Annotated in this window: 10 protein-coding genes; 5 read left to right on the top strand and 5 right to left on the bottom strand. The window is 73.4% G+C overall.

The window, feature by feature from the left end:
* Positions 1-56: 56 nt before the first annotated feature.
* Both lhgO and ACWGI6_RS09070 read right to left on the bottom strand, forming a co-directional pair.
* Positions 57-1268 carry an L-2-hydroxyglutarate oxidase gene (gene lhgO, locus ACWGI6_RS09075; protein WP_453266879.1) on the bottom strand — a complete coding sequence of 404 codons (1212 nt, stop codon included), beginning with the start codon at positions 1266-1268 and terminating at the stop codon, positions 57-59.
* Between the two features lie 260 nt (positions 1269-1528).
* A complete protein-coding gene (locus ACWGI6_RS09070; RefSeq protein ID WP_327225871.1) occupies positions 1529-2977 on the bottom strand; it encodes an MFS transporter in 1449 nt (482 codons plus the stop codon).
* An 824-nt stretch (positions 2978-3801) separates the two neighbouring features.
* Between ACWGI6_RS09070 and ACWGI6_RS09065 the strand changes: the two genes are divergently transcribed.
* Positions 3802-5901, top strand: coding sequence for an asparagine synthase-related protein (locus tag ACWGI6_RS09065; protein WP_393909360.1), 2100 nt, complete (start codon positions 3802-3804; stop codon positions 5899-5901).
* A gap of 209 nt (positions 5902-6110) precedes the next feature.
* Positions 6111-9518 (top strand): AfsR/SARP family transcriptional regulator, encoded by a 3408-nt coding sequence (locus tag ACWGI6_RS09060; protein WP_453266878.1) that lies wholly within the window; start codon positions 6111-6113, stop codon positions 9516-9518.
* On the opposite strand, the gene ACWGI6_RS09055 is transcribed toward ACWGI6_RS09060, so the two are convergent.
* Both ACWGI6_RS09055 and ACWGI6_RS09050 read right to left on the bottom strand, forming a co-directional pair.
* A complete protein-coding gene (locus tag ACWGI6_RS09055; RefSeq protein WP_453266877.1) occupies positions 9505-11532 on the bottom strand; it encodes a sigma-70 family RNA polymerase sigma factor in 2028 nt (675 codons plus the stop codon). The two genes, ACWGI6_RS09060 and ACWGI6_RS09055, sit on opposite strands and share 14 nt — an antisense overlap.
* 324 nt (positions 11533-11856) lie before the next feature.
* The gene (locus ACWGI6_RS09050; RefSeq protein ID WP_453266876.1) at positions 11857-12741 is read right to left on the bottom strand and encodes a TetR/AcrR family transcriptional regulator; all 885 of its coding nucleotides are present in this window, start codon (positions 12739-12741) and stop codon (positions 11857-11859) included.
* A gap of 446 nt (positions 12742-13187) precedes the next feature.
* Here ACWGI6_RS09050 and ACWGI6_RS09045 point away from each other — a divergent pair, with 446 nt between their 5' ends.
* Together ACWGI6_RS09045 and ACWGI6_RS09040 are read left to right on the top strand one after the other, a co-directional pair.
* A complete protein-coding gene (locus ACWGI6_RS09045) occupies positions 13188-14567 on the top strand; it encodes an NAD(P)/FAD-dependent oxidoreductase (RefSeq protein ID WP_453267001.1) in 1380 nt (459 codons plus the stop codon).
* 308 nt (positions 14568-14875) lie between these two features.
* A complete protein-coding gene (locus ACWGI6_RS09040) occupies positions 14876-16711 on the top strand; it encodes an ATP-binding SpoIIE family protein phosphatase (protein ID WP_453266875.1) in 1836 nt (611 codons plus the stop codon).
* Positions 16712-16825: 114 nt separating this feature from the next.
* Here the strand turns inward: ACWGI6_RS09040 and ACWGI6_RS09035 are convergent, their stop codons facing one another.
* A complete protein-coding gene (locus ACWGI6_RS09035) occupies positions 16826-18124 on the bottom strand; it encodes an MFS transporter (RefSeq protein ID WP_453267000.1) in 1299 nt (432 codons plus the stop codon).
* Between the two features lie 189 nt (positions 18125-18313).
* Here ACWGI6_RS09035 and ACWGI6_RS09030 point away from each other — a divergent pair, with 189 nt between their 5' ends.
* Positions 18314-18874: a MarR family winged helix-turn-helix transcriptional regulator gene (locus ACWGI6_RS09030; protein ID WP_453266874.1), complete on the top strand. Its 561-nt coding sequence runs from the start codon at positions 18314-18316 to the stop codon at positions 18872-18874.
* Positions 18875-19438 lie beyond the last annotated feature (564 nt).

Genomic DNA, 19438 nt, shown 5'->3' with positions numbered 1-19438 from the left:
GGTGGTCAGCGGCCGGCGGCTCCGCCCGAACCTGGCCGGTCCGGCTTCCCGTCCCGTCAGTCCCCCACCACCCCCAGCACCCGCCGTGCCACCTCCCGCCCGATGGGGAGTGAGGCCGTGGCGGCCGGGGACGGGGCGTTGAGGACGTGGATCATGCCGGGGGATTCGGCGAAGAGGAAGTCGTCGACGAGGGTGCCGTCGGGGAGGACGGCCTGGGCGCGGACGCCGGCCGGGGAGGGGACCAGGTCCTCCTCGCGGGCGGCCGGGAGCAGGCGGCGGACCGCGTCGGCGAAGGCGTGCCGGGACAGGGAGCGGTGCAGTTCGCCGGCGCCGTAGCGCCAGTGGCGGCGGGCTATCCGCCAGGAGCCGGGGTAGGCGAGGGTGCCGGCCAGCTCGGCGGGGCGGATCGTGCGCCAGTCGTAGCCCTCGCGGGCCAGGGCGGGGACGGCGTTCGGGCCGATGTGGACGGCGCCGTCGATGCCGCGGGTCAGGTGGACGCCGAGGAAGGGGAAGGCCGGGTCGGGGACCGGATAGACCAGGCCGCGGACGAGCGAGGCGCGCTCCGGAGCGAGGGTGAAGTACTCCCCGCGGAACGGGACGATCCGCATGCCCGGGGCGTCGCCGGCCAGCCGGGCGATCCGGTCGCAGTGCAGACCGGCGCAGTTGACCAGGGCGCGGGCGCGGTGGACCGTGCCGTCGGCGGTACGGACCGCGACCCGGCCGGGGCGGCGGCCGATGGTCGTCACCTCGGTGCCGTAGACGATGCGGGTGCCGGCGTCCTCGGCGAGGTGGGCGAACCGGCGGGCGACCGCGCCGAAGTCGCAGACGCCGGTCGTGCCGACACGGATGGCGGCCACGCCGCGCACCTCGGGTTCGTACTCGGCTATCTGGGCCGGGCCCAGCTCGCGCACCGGCAGGCCGTGTTCGCGGCCGCGCTGGATCAGGCCGTGCAGCCGCGGCAGCTCGCTGCGGTCCGTGGCGACGATCAGCTTGCCGGTGACCTCATGCGGGATGTCGTGTTCGGTGCAGAATTTCACCATTTCCGCCGAGCCCTGGAGGGCGAAGCGGGCCTTGAGCGAACCGGGTGGGTAGTAGATGCCGCTGTGGATCACGCCGCTGTTGCGTCCGGTCTGATGGCGGGCCGGACCGGACTCCTTCTCCAGGACCACGACGCGCGTGCCGGGCGCGGCACGCGTGATCGCGTAGGCCGTAGAGAGTCCGACGATGCCGGCACCGATCACCAGCACATCGCAGTCGTACGCCGCCACTACACCTCCCCAACCGCATGATCACAGGCTCGCCCGTCGCCGCGGACCTGCGCATCATCGCCGACGACGTATCCCATCATGACGGCCGGCACTGACAATGCCGATCGGACAGGCCCGGGATGCCGGGGCGCCGGGGCCGGTCTGCCGGGGCGCCGGTCTGCCGAGGTGGCAGTCCGCCGCGGTGGTGGTGCGCCTGGCCGGCCCCCGCACGGCCCGTCCCCGCACGGCCCGTCTCTGCACGGCCCGCCCCGTACCGGCCCCTAAGCCGGCGCCGCCAGCAGTGGTCTCGCCCGCTCCCGCAGCTCGACCACCCGGGGCTCATCGCCGTACGGCTCCAGGCGGTGCAGCAGATCACGGACGTACTCGGTGGTGCGGGCGGAGGAGATCCGGCCGGCCACCTCGACCGCGCGGGTGCCCGCCGCGCACGCCGCGTCCAGATTGCCGGACTCCAGTTCGGCGACCGCGGACACGACCAGGCGCAGACCGTGCGAGCGGACGAACTCCTCGGTCGGGCGGGACAGCGCCTGCTCGGTGAAGCGGCGGACCTGACGCGGCAGCCGCAGATCGCGGTAGCACTCGGCGGCGTCGGCGGCGAAGCGTTCGTACGAGTAGAAGTCCAGCCACGACGGGTCGGGGTCGCCGCCGCGGGAGCGCTCCAGCCAGCCCTCGGAGGCCTTCAGCGCCACCTCGCAGGCGCGCGCCTCGCCGGCCTTGGCCTGCGCCCGCGCCTCCACCAGGCGGAAGAAGCTCATGGTGCGGGCGGTGGCCAGACCGCGGTTGCGTTCCAGGGCGGCCTGGGCGAGGTCGACGCCTTCGTCGGCGAAGCCGCGGTAGGTCGCCTGGAGGGACATCGAGGCGAGGACATAGCCGCCCAGGGGGACGTCGGCGGCCGCGCGGGCCAGCCGCAGCGCCTGGATGTAGTACCGCTGCGCGGCCTCCTGCTGGCCCGTGTCGAAGGCCATCCACCCCGCGAGCCGCGTGAGTTCGGAGGTCGCCCCGAACAGCGCGCGGCCGACCTCGTCGCTGTACGAGGCCAGAAGTAACGGTGCCGCATCCACCCGGAGGCACTCCGGCACCATGGAGGAACGCCAGTCCCCGCCGCCGTACTTGGAGTCCCAGCGGCGCGCGTCCTCCGCCGCCTCGCGCAGCTTGCTGACGTCGCTGTGGCCGACGTGCTGCGGAATCCCGCCGTCGCCGGCCGCCGCGGCGTCCTTGTCGCGCGCCTCGGCCGCCTCCCGCGCCACCGAACTGTCGGCCGGGGATATCAGCCAGCGCGAGGCGGGGGTGGCGTACGCGCTGACGGCGAAGGATCCGGCCAGGCTCTGCCAGATGCCGCCGCCGCCCGCCCGCCGTCCGGCCAGATCGAGACGGTACAGCTCGGTGGCGGAACGCACCGCGGCGCCCACATCGCGGGGAAATGCCAGGCCGACCTCGGGCGCCGGGTCCGCGTCGGCCAGCCCGATCTCGTGCAGCGGGACCGGCCGGCCGAGCTTGCTGCCGATCGCGGACGCGATCAGATGCGGCGCGGCGCCTTGGGGCACCATGCCCTTGGAGACCCATCGCGCCACCGACGTCTTGTCATAGCGAAGCGTCAGTCCGCGCTGCGCACCTAGGTCGTTGACCCGGCGTGCCAGTCCGGCATTGCTGATACCCGCGAGGGCGAGAACAGTGCCGAGCTTTTCGTTCGGCCCGCGTATATCCCTGGACATGCGCACCCCTCGACACAGCGACGGCCGCCCCGGTACCCCGGGGCATGCGTCCACCCAGAGTAGTTCGCCGGATCCCGACCGTTAAGAGTCGGTGTCCCGGATGGCGAGATTCGTGTTCAAACAGGGGTACGGGAATTGGCATGTGCTCCGGGTACGTGTGCCCGTGCGCCCGTCCGTGCGCGCTGGCCCCCTCTTATCGGGAGCGCTTCCATGGCTTCTGCGTGGGTCGGCCCGCTGCACTGGATCCAGTGGGCTGGGGGATACCGTCACCTCATTCCCCGCGGGTGACGGTCCGGTCCGGGGGGCGCAGCCCGCCTCCCGGACCGTCGCGCGGACCGGTCGCCGGCCGGCCGTGCCACCGGTTGACGCAACGCCCCAATACGTCAACTGGGCTGTAGGGAACGGACTTTGGCCGAAAATCGACGGGTGATGATTTCACGCCGTCGCCCGCTCGGGGGTCGCCCCGGGGGCCACACGGGGGGCCTTCCGGGGCCGGCGCGGCGGAGCGCTCGCGCACGGTGCGAGGGCGCTCCGCGGGCCCGCTCGCATGGCCGTCCCGCAGGCGCTCCGTGCCGCCTCCGCTCCGCCGTTCGCGGCCCGTCGGCGGTGGCCCGTGACGCCCCCGTGACGCCCCCGTGGGCCCGCCGACGGCCCCTCGGCGGCCGCGCGTACCGCGAACCGCCCGTATACAGGGCCGCTCCGGCGCCTCCCCCGTGCCCTTGTCATGGCAGCATGGTCGCCACAACAGCCCGGCGACGGCTGGGCAATCCGCTGTACGGGGCGGCCGTTGGCCCCGGCGCACGGGGAATCGGGTGGAGGCGGCGATGCGCTGGTTGGTGGGGTGGAGCAGTGCCGCCACGGGTCAGGCCGCCACGGGGCCGACGGCCGGCGAGGAGAGCCGTGCGGTTCTCCCTGTAGGTGCCCAGCTCCTCTGGGCCGAACCGGATCCCCTCTGGGCCGTCGGCGACTGGCGGCCGGACGAGGTGCGCGTCGTACAGGCCGACCCCGAGACCCGGCTCGCCGTCTTCGGCGCCTGCGGAGCCACCAACGACCAGCTGCGGGTGGGCCTGTTCGCGGCGCGCGGGGGCGCACTGCGCCATCTCACCGCCTGGCCCGGCAGCTACACCGCCGTCGTCCAGGTAGGACGGCGGATCACCGTCACCGGCGACCTGGCCGGCGCCCGCCCCGTCTTCCACACCCCCTGGGCCGGCGGCACCGCCTACGCCACCGCCGCCCTCCCGCTCGCCGACCTCGTCGAGGCCAGCCTCGACGTCGGCCACCTGGCCGCGCTGCTGGCCTGCCCGGACATCCCCGAGGCCCTCGGCGCCGGCACGCCGTACGAAGGGGTCCGCCGCATCCCGCCCGGCCACGCCCTGGTGCTGCGCGGCGGCGCCCGCGACATCACCTCCTTCGAGCCGACCGCCTCGCTCGCCGTGGCCGCCCCCCAACTCGCCCCGGAACAAGCCGTGGACGGCGTCCGCGACGCCCTGGTCGAAGCCGTCCGGGCCCGGCTGGCCGGGCCCCGGCACGCCCCTGATCCGGACGGCCTCGACGGTCTCGACCCCGGACCGGTGCCCGGCATGGGGCCCGCCGAACGGCGCGCGGCGCGCGGGGCGCCGGCCCCCGGCATCGGCGCCGACCTCTCCGGAGGCAGCGCCTCCGGAACCCTCGCCCTGCTGGCCGCCGGCCTCCCCGGCCAGCCCGGACGGCTCAACGGCCACGGCGAACGCCTCCTGGCCGTCACCTTCAACGACCGCGCCACGAGCGGCGGACAGGCCTACCACGACGCCGAGTTGGAGCGCGCCCGCAGCCTCGCCGACAACCCGCGGCTGCACCATGTCGTCGTCGCGGCCGGCGAAGAGGCCCTCCCGTATACGGACCTCGACATCGGCCCGCTCACGGACGAGCCGGGCCCCTCCCTCACCAGCGCGAGCCGCCACCGCCGACGGCTGCTGGCCGGCAGCGCCGACCACTTCGTCGGACACGGCGCCCGCCAGGTCCTCGACGCCCACCCGGCCCGCCTCGCCGACCTCCTCATGGACCGCCGCCGGCGCCATCTGCTGCGCCCGGTCACCGCGCTGGCCAAGGCCGACGGCACCTCCGCACAGTCCGTCCTCGTGCCCTTCACCGTCTACCGCGCGGCCCGCAGGCTCGCCCGTACGCCGTACTCCGCCGGCCTCACCGATACGGCGCGGCGCCTCCTGGAGCGGCAGTTCGCCGACGAGCCGGTGGCCGGCGGGGCCGTGGACGCCTCGCTGGCCGCGCTCGCCTGGTGCGGACCGGGGCCCGCGGCGCGCTGGCTCACGGGGGAGGCGCTGGCCGAAGTATCGGTTCGGCTCAGCGATGCGGCGACCCGTTCGCCCGCCGTGGGCCGCCCCGGGGAGCGGCGGGCCCGCGCCGCGCTGGCCCGCCAGGCCGCTGACCACCGCGTCTTCGAGCAGGCCGCCGAGGTCCGCAACCAGCGGCTGCACGCCCCGTTCCTCGACAACCAGGTGGTGCTCGCCTGCCGTGCCCTGCCGGACACCCTGCGGGTGCAGCCGGGTGCGCGGGCCGCCGTGCTGCGCTCCGTACTGGCCGGGGCCGGCGTACGGGATCTGCCGCCCGGGTGGGGCGCCACCTCGCACCTCACCCACGCGGCAGCGGTGCGCGCCGGGCTGCGAGGCGCCGTCGGTGACCTGGTGCAGCTCTTCGACACGCCGCTGCTGGCCGATGCGGGGCTGGTGGAGGCCCGGGTGGTCCGCAAGGCGCTGCGGTCGGCGGCGGAGGGGGCGGCGCTGCCGTTGGACGGGCTGGCCGAGCTGGTCTCCACGGAGCTGTGGCTGCGGCGGCTGGTGGCGCGACGGGGGACGTGCTGGACGGGGGCGGGGGCGCCGCGCCAGAAGGCGGTCGCGGGTGGCGTGGTGCCCCGTGCCCGCCTGGCTTGAGCCCGGAGGCGCTGTCGTCGGCGGGTGACCTGACGGGGGTGGGTTCCGTTGCCCGCCTCCGGCCCACGCCCGCCCGTTGCGGCGCGGCCGACCCTGCGTGGGCGGAAAGTGGGCAGCCACCTGTGCGGGGCTGTGGATAACGAGGGGCCGGGCGAGTCCGGGTTGTGGATAAAAATCGGGGGAGCGGCGTGGGTCGGGACAATGACCGGGTGAGATTTCGGATTCTGGGTGCGACGGAGGTCCTGGACGCGCGGGGGCAGCCGATGCCGCTGGGCGGCGCGCGGGTGCGGGCGCTGGTGGTCGCGCTGGCCTTGCGGGGCGGGCGGCCGGTGGCCGTGGAGACGCTGATCGACGAGGTGTGGGCGGTCGATGCGCCGCCGCAGGATGCGCCGGGTGCGTTGCAGGCGCTGGTCGGGCGGTTGCGGCGGACGCTGGGCAAGGGCGCGGTGGAGTCGCTGCCGGGCGCGTATCGGCTGGTCACGGGGCCGGACGAAGTCGATCTGCAGCGCTTCGAGCGGCTGGTTGCCGACGGTACGCGCCAGCTGCAGGAGGGAGATGCGGCCGCGGCGGCCGAGACCTTGCGCGCGGGGCTCGCGCTGTGGCGGGGTCCGGCGCTGGCGGATCTGCCCGACGCGGCGGCGGCCGCCCACGGCCCGGAGGCGTTGCGGCTGGCGGCGCTGCACCGCCGGATCGACGCGGATCTGGCGCTCGGCCGTGCCGAGGAGCTGCTGCCCGAGTTGCGGCAGCTGACCGCGGACCATCCCCTGGACGAACCGTTCCGGGCCCAGCTGATGCGGGCTCTGCACGGCGCGGGACGGGGCGCCGATGCGCTGGCCGCGTACGAGCAGACCCGGCAGCTGCTCGTGGACCGGCTCGGTGCGGACCCGGGGCCCGAACTGCGCGCGCTGCACGCCCGGTTGCTCGCACAGCACGCGGAGCCGCAGGCGGCAGCTCCGGCCTCGGACGCGGCGGCCCCGGCCCCGGAAGCGGGGCCCCGCTGCGGCAATCTCCGGGCCCGGCTCAACTCCTTCGTCGGACGGGAGGCCGAACTCTCCTCGCTCCAGTACGCCTTGCGGTCCCATCGGGCCCGGCTCATCACGCTCACCGGAGCGGGCGGCTCCGGCAAGACCCGGCTCGCCGAGCAGCTGGCCGGTTCGCTGGCCGGGGACCACCCCGACGGGGTCTGGATCGCCGAGCTCGCGCCGCTGGATGCGCCCGAGGCGGTGCCGGGGGCCGTGCTGTCCGCGCTCGGACGACGCGACACCGCCGTCTTCGCGCCGGCCATGGAGGCCCGTAAGGCCGCCGAGCACACCGACCCGGCGGCCCGGATCGTCGACCACTGCGCGCCGCGCCGCCTGTTGCTCGTCCTCGACAACTGTGAGCACGTGGTCGGCGCCGCCGCCGCACTGGCCGATCTGCTGCTCCGGCACTGCCCGGGGCTGACCGTGGTGGCCACGAGCCGGGAGCCCCTGGGCGTACCCGGCGAGGTCGTACGGCCCCTGGAGACGCTGCCACCCGAGCCCGCGCACCAGCTGTTCGCCGAGCGGGCGGTGGCGGTGCGGCCGGACTTCCGGACCGCGGACGATCCGGCGGCGGTGGACGAGATCTGCCGCCGGCTGGACGGTCTGCCGCTTGCGATCGAGCTGGCCGCGGCCCGGCTGCGGCTGCTCTCCCCGCGCCAGATCGCCGACCGGCTCGACGACCGTTTCCGGCTGCTGACCAGCGGCAGCCGGACCGCGCTGCCGCGCCAGCAGACGCTGCGCGCGGTCGTCGACTGGTCCTGGGATCTGCTCGACGAGCGCGAGCGCGCGCTGCTGCGCCGGCTGTCGGTGTTCGCCGGCGGCTGCACCCTCGCGGCGGCCGAGGCGGTGTGCGGCGAAGGGGCCGAGGACGTGCTCGACCGGCTCGGGGCGCTGGTGGACAAGTCGCTGCTGATCGTCGACCACCGGGGCGCCGAGCCCCGTTACCGCATGCTGGAGACCATCCACGCCTACGCCAGGGAGCGGGCCGCCGGCCGTCCCGAGGAGCACGAACGCACCCTCGCCCGGCACACGGATCACTTCCTGGACTTCGTCACGGACGCCGACCCGCGTATCCGCTCCGCCGAGCAACTGCCCTGGCTGGCGCGTATCGAGGCCGAACTGGACAACGTACGGGCGGTGCTGCACCGCGCGGTCACCGGCCGGGACGCGGACACCGCACAACGGGCCGTCATGGCCATGGGCTGGTTCTGGTGGCTGCGCAACTACCGCGAGGAGGGCGCCTCCTGGGCGGAGCGGACCGCGGCCCTCCGTCCCGGCCCGGAGCACCTCACCGAAACGGACCCGGCGTTCTGGGCGCAGACGGACCTCCGGCTGTTGCTCCTCTTCCTGCTCCAGGACCAGCGCCTCGACCGCAAGGACGACACCCCGAAGCACCGCGCCCTGATCGACCGGCTGCTGACCGCCTACCGCCGCCCGCATCCGCGCAGTGCCCGCTTCCCCGGTCTGCTGTGGCCGTTCACCGTGTACTTCCTCGGCGGCTACGACCAGATCCTGCCGCTCATGGAGGGGGCGGTGGCCACCACCCGTGCACTGGGCGGCAGTTGGGAGCTGGGCGTCTCGCTGATGTTCCGTACGCATCTCGCGATCGATCTGCCCGGCGGACTGGAGTCGGCAGAGGCGGACGAGCAGGAGCTCACCGAGCTGGCCCGGCGGGTCGGCGACCGCTGGATGCTCGCCCAGGTGGCCGCCGCCACGGCCGAGATGCGCCAGATCCGCGGCCGCTACGACGAGGCACGCACGGCCTACGAGGAGGCGCTCGCGCTGACCTGCGAGCTGGGCGCGTACATGGAGGGGCCGTTCATCCTGTCCCGGCTGGCCGAACTCCACTTCGCCGGCGGTGATGTGGACGGCACCGAGAAGGCGCTGGTGCGGGCGGACGAGCAGGCCGCCGAGTGGGGCGTACAGGACCCGCGGGCCTTCAACCACTCCCTGCGCGCCCGGATCGCCCTGCGGCGCGGAATGCCCGAGGCGGCGCGCGAGGCCTGTGAGGCGGCGCGCGCAGCGGCCGCGCTGGGGACCCCGCCGCCCCGATTCACGGTGGTACTGGACGCGTTGGCGGGCCGGATAGCCGCGGAGGCGGGCGAGCTGACGGAAGCGCTGAGCCGGTGCCATCAGGCGCTGAGAGCGGGGCTGACGCTCTACTGCACCGAGCCGTTGCTGGCGGCCGTCGTGGAGTCCGCGGCCCTGGCACTGCAGCGGGCCGGCCGTCCGCACGACGCGGCCCGACTGCTGGGCGCCGCGGACGCCTGGCGCGGGGACGTGCCCAGGAACGTCCCCGAAGAGGAGGACGTACAGCACACGGCGGCCACGCTCCGCGCTGAACTGGACGGCGCGGGCGCGGGCCTACCCGGCGGCGGATACGACGGCATCCGCGGCGGCATGAGTGACGGCATACGGGACGGCGGATACGACGGCATACGTGTCGACGGTTACGAGGCCCTGCACGCCGAGGGCGCACGCCTCACTCCCGCCGAGGCCGTCGCGCTCCTGGCGCCGCCCCCCGAAGCCGGCGGCCCGGCCCCGCCCCCCGACACCCAGGGCCGGCAGCCGTCCCGGCCCCTCAACGACAGCTGATCGTCGACTGCGCCCAGTCCCCCAGCGCCACCACATCAACGGGCGACGTCGACTCGGTCACCAGCCGCAGCGTCCTACGGCCCGCCAGCGGAACATGCACCGGCACCGCCCTCTCCCCGCCGCGCACCGCCGCCGACCGCCACTGCCGCACCCCGTCCGCGTAGACGGAGAAGCGCAGCGACCCCAGCCCCAGACTGAGATCGTCGATGCCCGCAACGGCGTCGTACGCGGTGCACCGGCGATTGAGGTCGATGGTCACCGAGGACTGCGCGTGCATGCTCACGCCACCCGCATACGTCGTGCCGGCGATCTTCGGCGACTGCCGCTGCCACAGCCAGCTGCTCCCGACGGTGCGCACCTCCGGCTTGCTGCCGTCGCCCGTGAAGTCGTGGTCGAGCGCATTGAGCCGGTAGGCGGTCGGGGCGGGAAGCGGCGGCTTCGGTGAGGGTTCCGGCGGCGTGGGCCCGGGGGCCGGCGCCGATGGCGGGGCCGGAGCCGACGGCGGGTCCGGGTGGGGCGTGGGCCGCTGTGGAGTCCGCGGCGGGGCGGGCTGCGGCTCGGGGCGCGACGTGCGCGCCGGGGGCGACGTCCGCTGCGGCTTCGCGCTCTGCTTCGGGGCCGGTGCCGCGCCGGCCGCCGGCGGGAGCACCGACCTCGACGGCCCGGGCGCCCGCTTCCGCGGCGCGGCCGGGGCCGGCTGTGCGGACCCGGCCCGCGGCTCCGGCGCCGGCTTCGGGGAGCCGGTCAGCGCCAGCGCCAGCGCCGCGCCCGCCACCACCGTCGCCCCCACGCCGATACCGACCTTCACCGCAGCGCCCAGCCCTTCACCCGCGGCACCACCGGCACCTCCCGCCGCACCGGAACCGCTACCGCCCGCGACCGCCGTCGCACCGGAACCACCACCGCTCGTAGCCGTCGCACCGGCACCGGCCGCCGCGCCCGCCCCCGCGACACCCACCGCCGCGGCCGCCGCCTTGACGGCGTACCCACCGGCGAACCAGCCGATGACCGCGACCGGCAGCAGCGCCCCGATCCGCTGATTGACGTCCTCGACCTCCAGCGCGGCCACCCGGCACCGGGCACATGCGTCCAGATGCTTGCGCAGCCCCCGCTCGGCCCGCATCCGCAGCCCGCCACGGGCATAGGCGCCGAGCCGGTCGGCGTACCGGGCGCAGTCGCCGCCGGCGGTCAGCGACCGGCTGACGTGCGCCTGCAGATACGCCTGCCTGAGGCCCTCCCGGGCGCGGTGCGCCAGTACGGCGGTGGCGTTGGCGGTCAGTCCGAGCAGCGGGGCGACCTCGCTGGGCGACTCGTCCTCGACGGCGGTGTGCCACAGCACCGTCTGATACCGCTCCGGCAGACTGCGGAACGCCTGCACGGCCATCGACTGCTCGGCCTCGTGCAGGGCGCGCACCTCCGCGCCCAGGTCCAGGGTGTCCTTGTCCCCCGGGGCACCGGCCACGGACACCGCGAACACCGCGAAGTCCTCCACCAGTTGCTCCCGCCGCGCCGTCCTCGCCCAGGAGGCGGCGACCCGGCGGACGGTCGTCAGCAGATAGGCGCGCACCGCGGAATCAGGGCCCGCGCCGCCGCGCACCGCCTGCAGCGTGCGCGCGAAGACCTCGCCGGTCAGATCCTCCGCGGTGTGCACGTCCCGGCAGCAGCCCCGGGCGTAGCGCCGGACCGCCACGGAGTGCCTGCGGTACATCTCCTCGTACGCACTGTCGTCCCCGGCCCGCAGATCGGCGAGCAACTGGGCGTCGGACGGCGGAATATCGCCGCCTTCGGGGGTGCCGGCCGGGCCCGCCCGGCGGGAGCGCTCCCGCTGCGGCGGCACGCCGTGCCCCTCGTCCGCCGGGTTGTCGGCGCGATCGTGCCGCTCAGCCGGCCCGTCGGCCGGGGCGCTCGACCCCAACGGCCCGGCCTGGCCCGGGATCCGTCCGGACGGCGTCCCCTCGGTCCCGTCCACCCCGGCCTCGCCGTCGCGCCGCCCGTCCCGCCCGTCAACACCCATCTTCGAGGCCCCCGAAGCCGCCGTCACACCGGAATACCGCGCCAGCGTGCCATACGGAACCCCGGCAGTTGAGGCTCCTGAGCGCCATCCACTCATCCGGGGTGTGCACGGACGACCGCACGGACGTTCACCCTTACGAGCCATTCCACGCATACGGGCCATGCTCTCCGCGGGACCCGTACGGGCGGGACACCATGCGCGGAACCCGTACGCACCCCTAGGGGCCCCTACGGGTTCCGCGGTCGCGTACTACACCGTCCGGCGGACCGGCCCTCCGGTGGACCCGGCGATCGGGTCCACCCGTACGGGGTCGGCCGCCGAGTCTCACCCGACGGGGCGCGAACGCAGCCCTTCCAGCAGAATCTCCAGCAGCCGTGCGGAGGCGGCCTGCTGATGGCCGGGATCGGGCAGCGTGGGCGCGCCCGTGGCGATCACTAACAGGATGTCGGAGACCGTCACATCGGCGCGCAGCTCACCCGCCTCCTTGGCCCGCTCCACGAGCCGCCCGACGACCTCCAGCAGCGCGTCGGCGCCGGTCGTCCCCTCGGCAGCGGCCGGCGCGGCCGGTTCGCCCTCCGGGGTGTCGCGCGAGGCGACCAGCCGGAGATCGACGGGAACCCCGTCCGTGCCGGGCGCCATCCGCTGCTGCGGCACCCGTGCCTCGCTCAGGCCGTCCGGCACCCGAGGCCCTTCGGTGCCGTCCGCCGCCGGCTCAGCGGGCCGGTCGGTGTCCGCGCTCACCCGCAGAATGCCCGGCGGCAGCAGCCGTCCGGCACCCGAGGCGACCGAGGTCCGCAGAAAGCGGGACAGCGCCGACCACGGATCGTCCTCCTGGCCCAGCGCCGTACGTGCCTGGTCCGTCAGCCGTGAGGTCTCCTCCTCGGCTATCCGGCGCACCAGCACGTCCTTGCTCGGGAACCGGCGGTAGACCGTGCCGACACCGACCCGGGCCCGTCGTGCCACGTCCTCCATGGGCGCGCCGTATCCCAGCTCGCCGAACACCTCGCGCGCGGCGCGCAGCACATGTTCCAGATTGCGCTGGGCATCCACCCGCAGCGGCGTGCTCCGGCCGCGCGCCCCCGTGCGGGCACCGTTGCTCACACCGGTGCCGTTGCCGTTGGTTCTGTCGTTTTCCTTCTCGCTCCCGGCGCCGTCGGAGGCATGTGCCACAGCGACGGTGGTCGGCCAATGAGAGCCCTGAATGTGCATAGTGATCCCCCGGTAATGTCGTCTCCCCCCGGAGACTCCCCGCCCTGACAGTCAGGGCGTACCGATGACAGGGTGCACCCCAACGAGATACGAACATAGTTGAGCCCGGGTCAAGAATGAAGGGGGCGTTCCGCGCAATGCGCCCCCCGATCGGACCAAGGGGCCTGATCCGCCCGGTTTACGCCCCCGCTCTTCCGTCGCCACCCACCCCCTGACCAGGGCGCCTCCTCCCGCACACACGGAATATGCCGTTCCGTCCCCAGGGCAGCGGCCGGTCATACATTTCGACGGGCCTGTGGACAAAGGCGCTCCGGCGGTGCGTCATGGAAGGGTGCTGTGCTTTCCCGGGGGTGCAGCTCCCGATGGTGGCCGTGCCGCCGGCCGCCCTCCGGATCGGTGCCGCCCCGGGCCTGGTCGACACCGCGAGGAGAACCTCTGTGAAGACTGTGTCTTCGAACGACGTGACGCGCATTCTCGTTGTCGGCGGCGGCTACGTGGGGATGTACACCGCCCTGCGGTTGCAGCGGAAGCTGAAGCAGGAGCTGCAGCAGGGCGCCGTCGAGATCATCGTGGTCGACCCCGAGCCGTATATGACCTATCAGCCATTCCTGCCCGAGGCCGCGGCCGGTTCGATCTCCCCGCGCCATGTCGTCGTACCGCTGCGCCGGGTGCTGCCGCAGTGCAAGGTCGTCATCGGTGAGGTCACCGCCATCGACCACGGCGACCGCAGGGCCACCATCACCACCCTGGCCGCGGAGGAGACCGGCAACGGCGCCGTCGAGGTGGAGTACGACGAGCTGGTCCTGGCGCCGGGCTCGGTCTCGCGCGCCCTGCCCGTCCCGGGCCTGGCCGACGTCGGCATCGGCTTCAAGACCGTCGAAGAGGCCATCGGACTGCGCAACCACGTCCTCGCACAGCTCGACATCGCCTCCTCCACCCGCGACCCCGCGGTCCGCGACGCCGCGCTCACCTTCGTCTTCGTCGGCGGCGGTTACGCGGGCGTCGAGGCGCTGGCCGAACTGGAGGACATGGCCCGCTACGCCGTCCGCTACTACCACAACATCCAGCCCGAGGACATGAAGTGGATCCTGGTCGAGGCGACCGACCGGATCCTGCCCGAAGTGGGCCCCGACATGGGCCGCTACGCCGTACGTGAGCTGCGCGCCCGCAATATCGACGTACGGCTGGAGACCCGGCTGGACTCCTGTGAGAAGCGGGTCGCCCAGCTCAGCGACGGCTCCCGCTTCCCGACCCGGACCCTGGTGTGGACCGCGGGCGTCAAACCGCACCCCATCCTGGCCGCGACCAAGCTGCCGCTGAACGCCCACGGTCGCCTGCAGTGCACCGCCGCGCTCCAGGTCGACGGCGTCGAACACGCCTGGTCCGCCGGCGACGCGGCCGCGGTCCCCGACCTGACGGCGCCGCCGCCCGCCAAGCCCGACGAGCCCCGCGTGCTGTGCGCGCCCAACGCACAGCACGCCGTCCGCCAGGCCAAGGTGCTCGCCGAGAACATCGCGGCGGCGGTGCGCGGCGGCCCGATCCAGGACTACGAGCACAAATACGCCGGCTCGGTGGCCTCGCTCGGCCTGCACAAGGGCGTTGCGCACATCTACGGGCGCAAGCTGAAGGGCTACCCGGCGTGGTTCATGCACCGCGCCTACCACCTCAGCCGGGTGCCGACCTTCAACCGCAAGGCGCGGGTGCTCGCCGAATGGACGCTCGCCGGCCTGTTCAAACGCGAGATCGTCTCGCTCGGCTCGCTGGAGAATCCGCGCGCCGAGTTCGAACTCGCCGCGGGAACCGGACGGCACAACGAAGCCAGTTGACCCGCCGTACCGCACAGAGTTGACGTGCCGTCAGGCCTGGAACGGCCGGAGGTTCCGGAGTGCGGAACTCCACACCGGCACCCGGACACTGACGGATGTCCGTCCGGTCGGCCACACTGGACGTGTGACCATGGGTGGGCTCGTATCTGCAAAGAGTGACAATCACGAGGATTCTGGACGTTTGCTGCATTCCGCAAAAGGGCGCCGAGAGTGTCCCCAGCCGACCTTTCCCCGGCCCCCGGCCGGGAGGTCCCGCCATGCCGACGGCCCGAGCCCGCGCGACGACGCGAAGTAAGAGGTACCCCTCCGTGATCTTCACGCGCTGGAGCGCCAAATTCCCCGGCACACAACGGCGTGCCGCCGCGCGGTCCGACCGCGCCGCACCCCGCCCCGCGTCCGGCACGCCGGCGGTCCCGCCCGCCGCGTCCCCGGGCCCGTCCGCCGTACCCGCGCCGTCCGCCGTGCCCGCGGCGGACAACGACACGCCGGCCGCCCCGACGGCCGCGACCACGGGCTCCGTCCCCGCGGCCCGCGCCGAGCACGCGGAAACGGCGCCGCCCCGGGAAGCCGCCCCCCTGGCCCTGCCGCCCACGGTCGACGCGCTGTCCGTCCACGACATCCTCGGCACCATCCCCGCCCTCGTCGCCGTCGTCTACGGCCCCGAGCACCGCCTCGCCTACGTCAACGGCGCCTACGCCGGCGTCTTCGGCTCCCGGCCGGCCGGCCACACCGCCCGCGAAGCCCTCCCCGAGCTCGACACGCTCGGCCTGCTCCCCCTGATGGACCAGGTCCTGCGCAGCGGCAAACCGCGGACGGTCAAGTCCCGCAAGGTCTCCGGCGGCGCGGGCGGCGACCGCTCCCGCGACGGCTACTACACCTTCACCTGCACCCCGATCGAGGTCGCGGCGAGCGGCCCGGCACCCGACCCCGAGGTCGCCTGCGTCGCCCCGCACAAAGGCGTCCTGGTATTCGGCGCCGAGGTCACCGACCAGATCGAGTCCGCCGAGCGGCTGCGGGCCAGCGAGGCCCGCCAGCGCGAGGCCGCGGTCACCCTCCAACGCTCCCTGCTGCCCCAGGAACTGGAGCAGCCCGACGACCTCTGTGTCGCCGCCACGTACCAACCCGGCGGCACGGACGCCGCGGTCGGCGGCGACTGGTACGACGTCATCACCCTCGGCGCCGGCCGTACGGCCCTGGTCATCGGCGATGTCATGGGCCGCGGGGTGCGCGCCGCCGCCGTCATGGGCCAGCTGCGCACCGCGGTCCGCGCCTACGCCCGCCTCGACCTCCCGCCGCACGAGGTCCTGCAGCTCCTGGACGGCCTGGCCGCCGAGATCGACGCCAGCCAGATCGCCACCTGCGTCTACGCCGTCCACGACCCGAACGAGGGCCGGCTCGTCTACGCCTCGGCCGGCCATCTGCCCATCCTCGTACGCGACCCGGACGGCACGGTCCGCCGCGCCGCCGAGCCGACCGGACCGCCCCTGGGCACCGGCGGCTGGCTGCACACCTCGGGTTCGGTACCCCTGAGCCCCGGCAGCAGCGCCGTCCTCTACACCGACGGCCTGGTCGAGCGCCGCGACAAGGACATCGACCACGGCGTCGAGGCCCTGGAGCGCGCCTTCGCCGGTGCGGCCGGCGCCCCGGACATCGTCTGCGACCGCCTGCTGCGCTCCCTGGGCATCACCGCCAGTCACGACGACGATGTCGCCATCCTGGTCCTGCAGCACCCCGAACGGACCGGCCATGAAGCCGAGCTGTTCCACAACGCCGCGCTCGAACTCCACGGCGGCACCGAAGCGGCCCCGCGCGCCCGCGCCTTCGCCTCCGGGGTCCTCGCCTCCTGGCGCTTCCCGACCGAGCTGCACGACCTCGGCGTGCTGGCCGCCAGTGAACTGGTCGCCAACTCCCTCCAGCACGGCACCCCGCCCATGCGCCTCCGCCTGCGCCGCACGGACCGCCGTCTGATCGTCGAGGTCACCGACGGCGACGACCATCTCCCGCGCCGCCGCCGCGCCGAACCGGCCGACGAGGCAGGCCGGGGCATCTCCATCGTCGCCACCATCGCCTCGTCCTGGGGCTCCCGCCGCACCCCGGGCGGCGGCAAGGCCGTCTGGTGCGAATTCGCGCTGCCTCGCGGATAGCGACATACGCCAACGGCCCCGGTCCGATCGGACCGGGGCCGTTGGCATGAAGACGCGGCGCCACGGACGGCGCCGGTCGCGTGGGCTCAAGGCCCGACCCCGACGGCCCGAGGCTCAGGCGCCGCAGGCCACGGCTTCCGCCTCGGCCGGCACCCGCGCCGCGGGCAGGGGCGCCACCGCCCGGTGCGGATTGTCCTGCGCCGGACGCAGCATCCGCCCCAGCCACAACGACAACCCCGTGATCCCCAGCGCACACACCACGAGCATCCCGATGTACGTCACATACATCCCGTGCCCCACCATCAGCGCGCCCACGGCCGGACCGACCGCCAGCGCCAGCTGCTTGACCAGGGCGAATGCCGAGTTGTACTGGCCGATCAGGGAAGCCGGCGCCAGATCGGCCACCAACGGAGCCACCGTCGGCGACAGCATCGACTCACCGATACCGAACAGCGCATACGTCGAGATCAGCAGCGTCGTCGCCACCACCTGCGCGCCATGCACCAGCCCGGACAGCCCGGCGGCTGTCCACGCCACCGTCCAGACCATCCCGACCAGCGCCATCACCCGGCTGCGCCGCCGCCGCTCGACCAGCTTGAGCACCACGAACTGAGCCGCCACGATCGCCGCCGTATTGGCCGCCAGCGCAATACCCAGGCTCGACGGCGCGATCCGGGTGACCTCGGTCGCGTAGGCCGCCAGCCCCGACTCGAACTGCCCGTAGCAGGCGAAGAACAGCACGAACCCCAGGACGCACAGCCACACCATCCGCCGGTCGGCGAACATCGCCCGCCAGGCACCCTTGGCCCGCTCCTCGGTCGGCACCGCGTCCTCGACCTTCGGCACCCGCGGCAGCCGTACGGTCGCCACCGCCGCGCCGAGCACCAGGAACATCACGGCCTCGATCGCGAACAGCCGCACAAAGCTCGACGCATGCGTCTCGTCGACCAGCAGCCCGCCGACGAGTCCACCGACGCCCAGCCCCAGGTTGTTCATGAAGAACTGGGTGGCGAACGCCCGCGACCTCGTCAGCGTCGTCGAGCACCACACGATCATCGTCGCGAGCGCCGGCTGGATGACCGCTATCCCGGCGCCGAGGGCGATGGCCGACGCGATGACCAGCGGCTCGGTGGCGGACAGCCCGATCCCCAGCGAACCGATGGCGGCGGAGACCGTACCGATGATGGCCACCGGCAGCGGCCCGCGCCGGTCGATGGCACGACCGGTCAGCGGCAGGACGACCAGCGCGGCCACCGCAAGCATCGCCAGCACCGCACCGGCAGTGCTCGCGCCGAGATCCCGCACCTTCGCCACGTAGACGTACAGATACGGAACGGTGAAGCCGCTCCCGAACGCGCTCAGCGCGTTCCCGAGCTGGATCCGGCGCAACGCGGCGCCCATCGCGGTGGTCACACTCACCTACCTAGGTCAGGTCATCGAACGGGATAAGGGGACGAACCGAGGAGCTGCCACAGACGCCAGGGCGAGGACCGTCCGAAACCGGACAGTCTCACCCTGAAGACTTCAACTCTAAAGTTCGAAGCTAAAGAGTACACGCCGAAGAACTTCAACGCCAATGACTTCCATGTCATACTGCGCCGCATGCCTGAGCCCTCAGATGCGGCCGCCGACGCTGCCGAGCCGAGCCTCGAGGAACAGATCGCGGCCTACCAGCGCGAATTCCAAGACCTCGACCCCCAGGTGGAGCAGGTCGTCTCCGCACTTCAGCGCCTCAACCGGCGGATGAACGTCGCCTACGGGCGGCAGACCGCCACCCTTGGACTGAGCAACGCCGAGTGGGAGGTCCTCAAGGCCCTCGTCGTCTCCGGAGCCCCCTACCAAATGGGCCCCGGCGAACTCGCCAAGCTCCTCGGCCTCACGCCGGCCGCCATGACCCACCGCATCGACCGCATGGCGAACGAGGGGCTGGTCACGCGAGAGCGCGACGAGACCAACCGCGTCCGCGTCATCGTCGCGCTGACCCACGAGGGTCGCGAGAAGTGGCTCGAGGCGATGCGCCTGGCGACGGTCTTCGAGGAGGACCTCCTCCAGGACCTCTCCGGCGAGGACCGTCAACTCCTCGGCCAGGTCCTGACCCGTCTGTTGCGCCGCGTCGAGGACGCCCAGCCGGACGCCGACGGGCGTCTGAGTGACCTTGACTGACGCGAGTTGACACTGCCCTTCCCGATCCGTAGTGTTCTCCGAGTTGCCACAGAGCCGAAACGGTTCTGAGGCGACCATCCCGCCGCTTCGCGGCACACCACTACTGCACGGCCCCTCACCGGGACTGATTTCGGTATGCCGAAATTCGGACCGTGACGTGATTATGCGTCAACGAGGAATTCCGCTAAAGTAGTGATCACGCCGAAAGGCGCGGCAGATCAAATAGCCGCACCACGGCGGACCCCCTCCGACGGGGAATCGGAAACGAATTCGGACCGGCAACGGAACGAAATAGGATCTGATAGAGTCGGAAAGGCCGGAAAGCGAAAGCCGAACGGCCGACCCCGCTCCGACAGGGGCCAGACACGGAAACGGATCTGGTAGAGTCGGAAACGCGAAGAAGCCGAAAGGCGGAAACGCACCGGCGAAAATCGGGCCCGCAAGGATCTGATAGAGTCGGAAACGCAAGACCGAAGGGAAGCGCCCGGAGAGCCTGGTGAAACAGGCACAAAGGAAGCGTCCGTTCCTTGAGAACTCAACAGCGTGCCAAAAGTCAACGCCAGA

Source organism: Streptomyces sp. NPDC054786 (assembly GCF_053611685.1).
The sequence above is the reverse complement of the archived record's forward strand: the minus strand, read 5'-3'. Positions and strand labels throughout refer to the sequence as shown.

Excerpts from the sequence above, each read along its gene's own strand:
- ACWGI6_RS09030 (WP_453266874.1), top strand. The coding sequence starts at position 18,314 with ATGCCTGAGCCCTCAGATGCGGCCGCCGACGCTGCCGAGCCGAGCCTC.
- ACWGI6_RS09070 (WP_327225871.1), bottom strand. The coding sequence starts at position 2,977 with ATGTCCAGGGATATACGCGGGCCGAACGAAAAGCTCGGCACTGTTCTC.
- ACWGI6_RS09050 (WP_453266876.1), bottom strand. The coding sequence starts at position 12,741 with ATGCACATTCAGGGCTCTCATTGGCCGACCACCGTCGCTGTGGCACAT.
- ACWGI6_RS09065 (WP_393909360.1), top strand. The coding sequence starts at position 3,802 with ATGCGCTGGTTGGTGGGGTGGAGCAGTGCCGCCACGGGTCAGGCCGCC.
- ACWGI6_RS09055 (WP_453266877.1), bottom strand. The coding sequence starts at position 11,532 with ATGGGTGTTGACGGGCGGGACGGGCGGCGCGACGGCGAGGCCGGGGTG.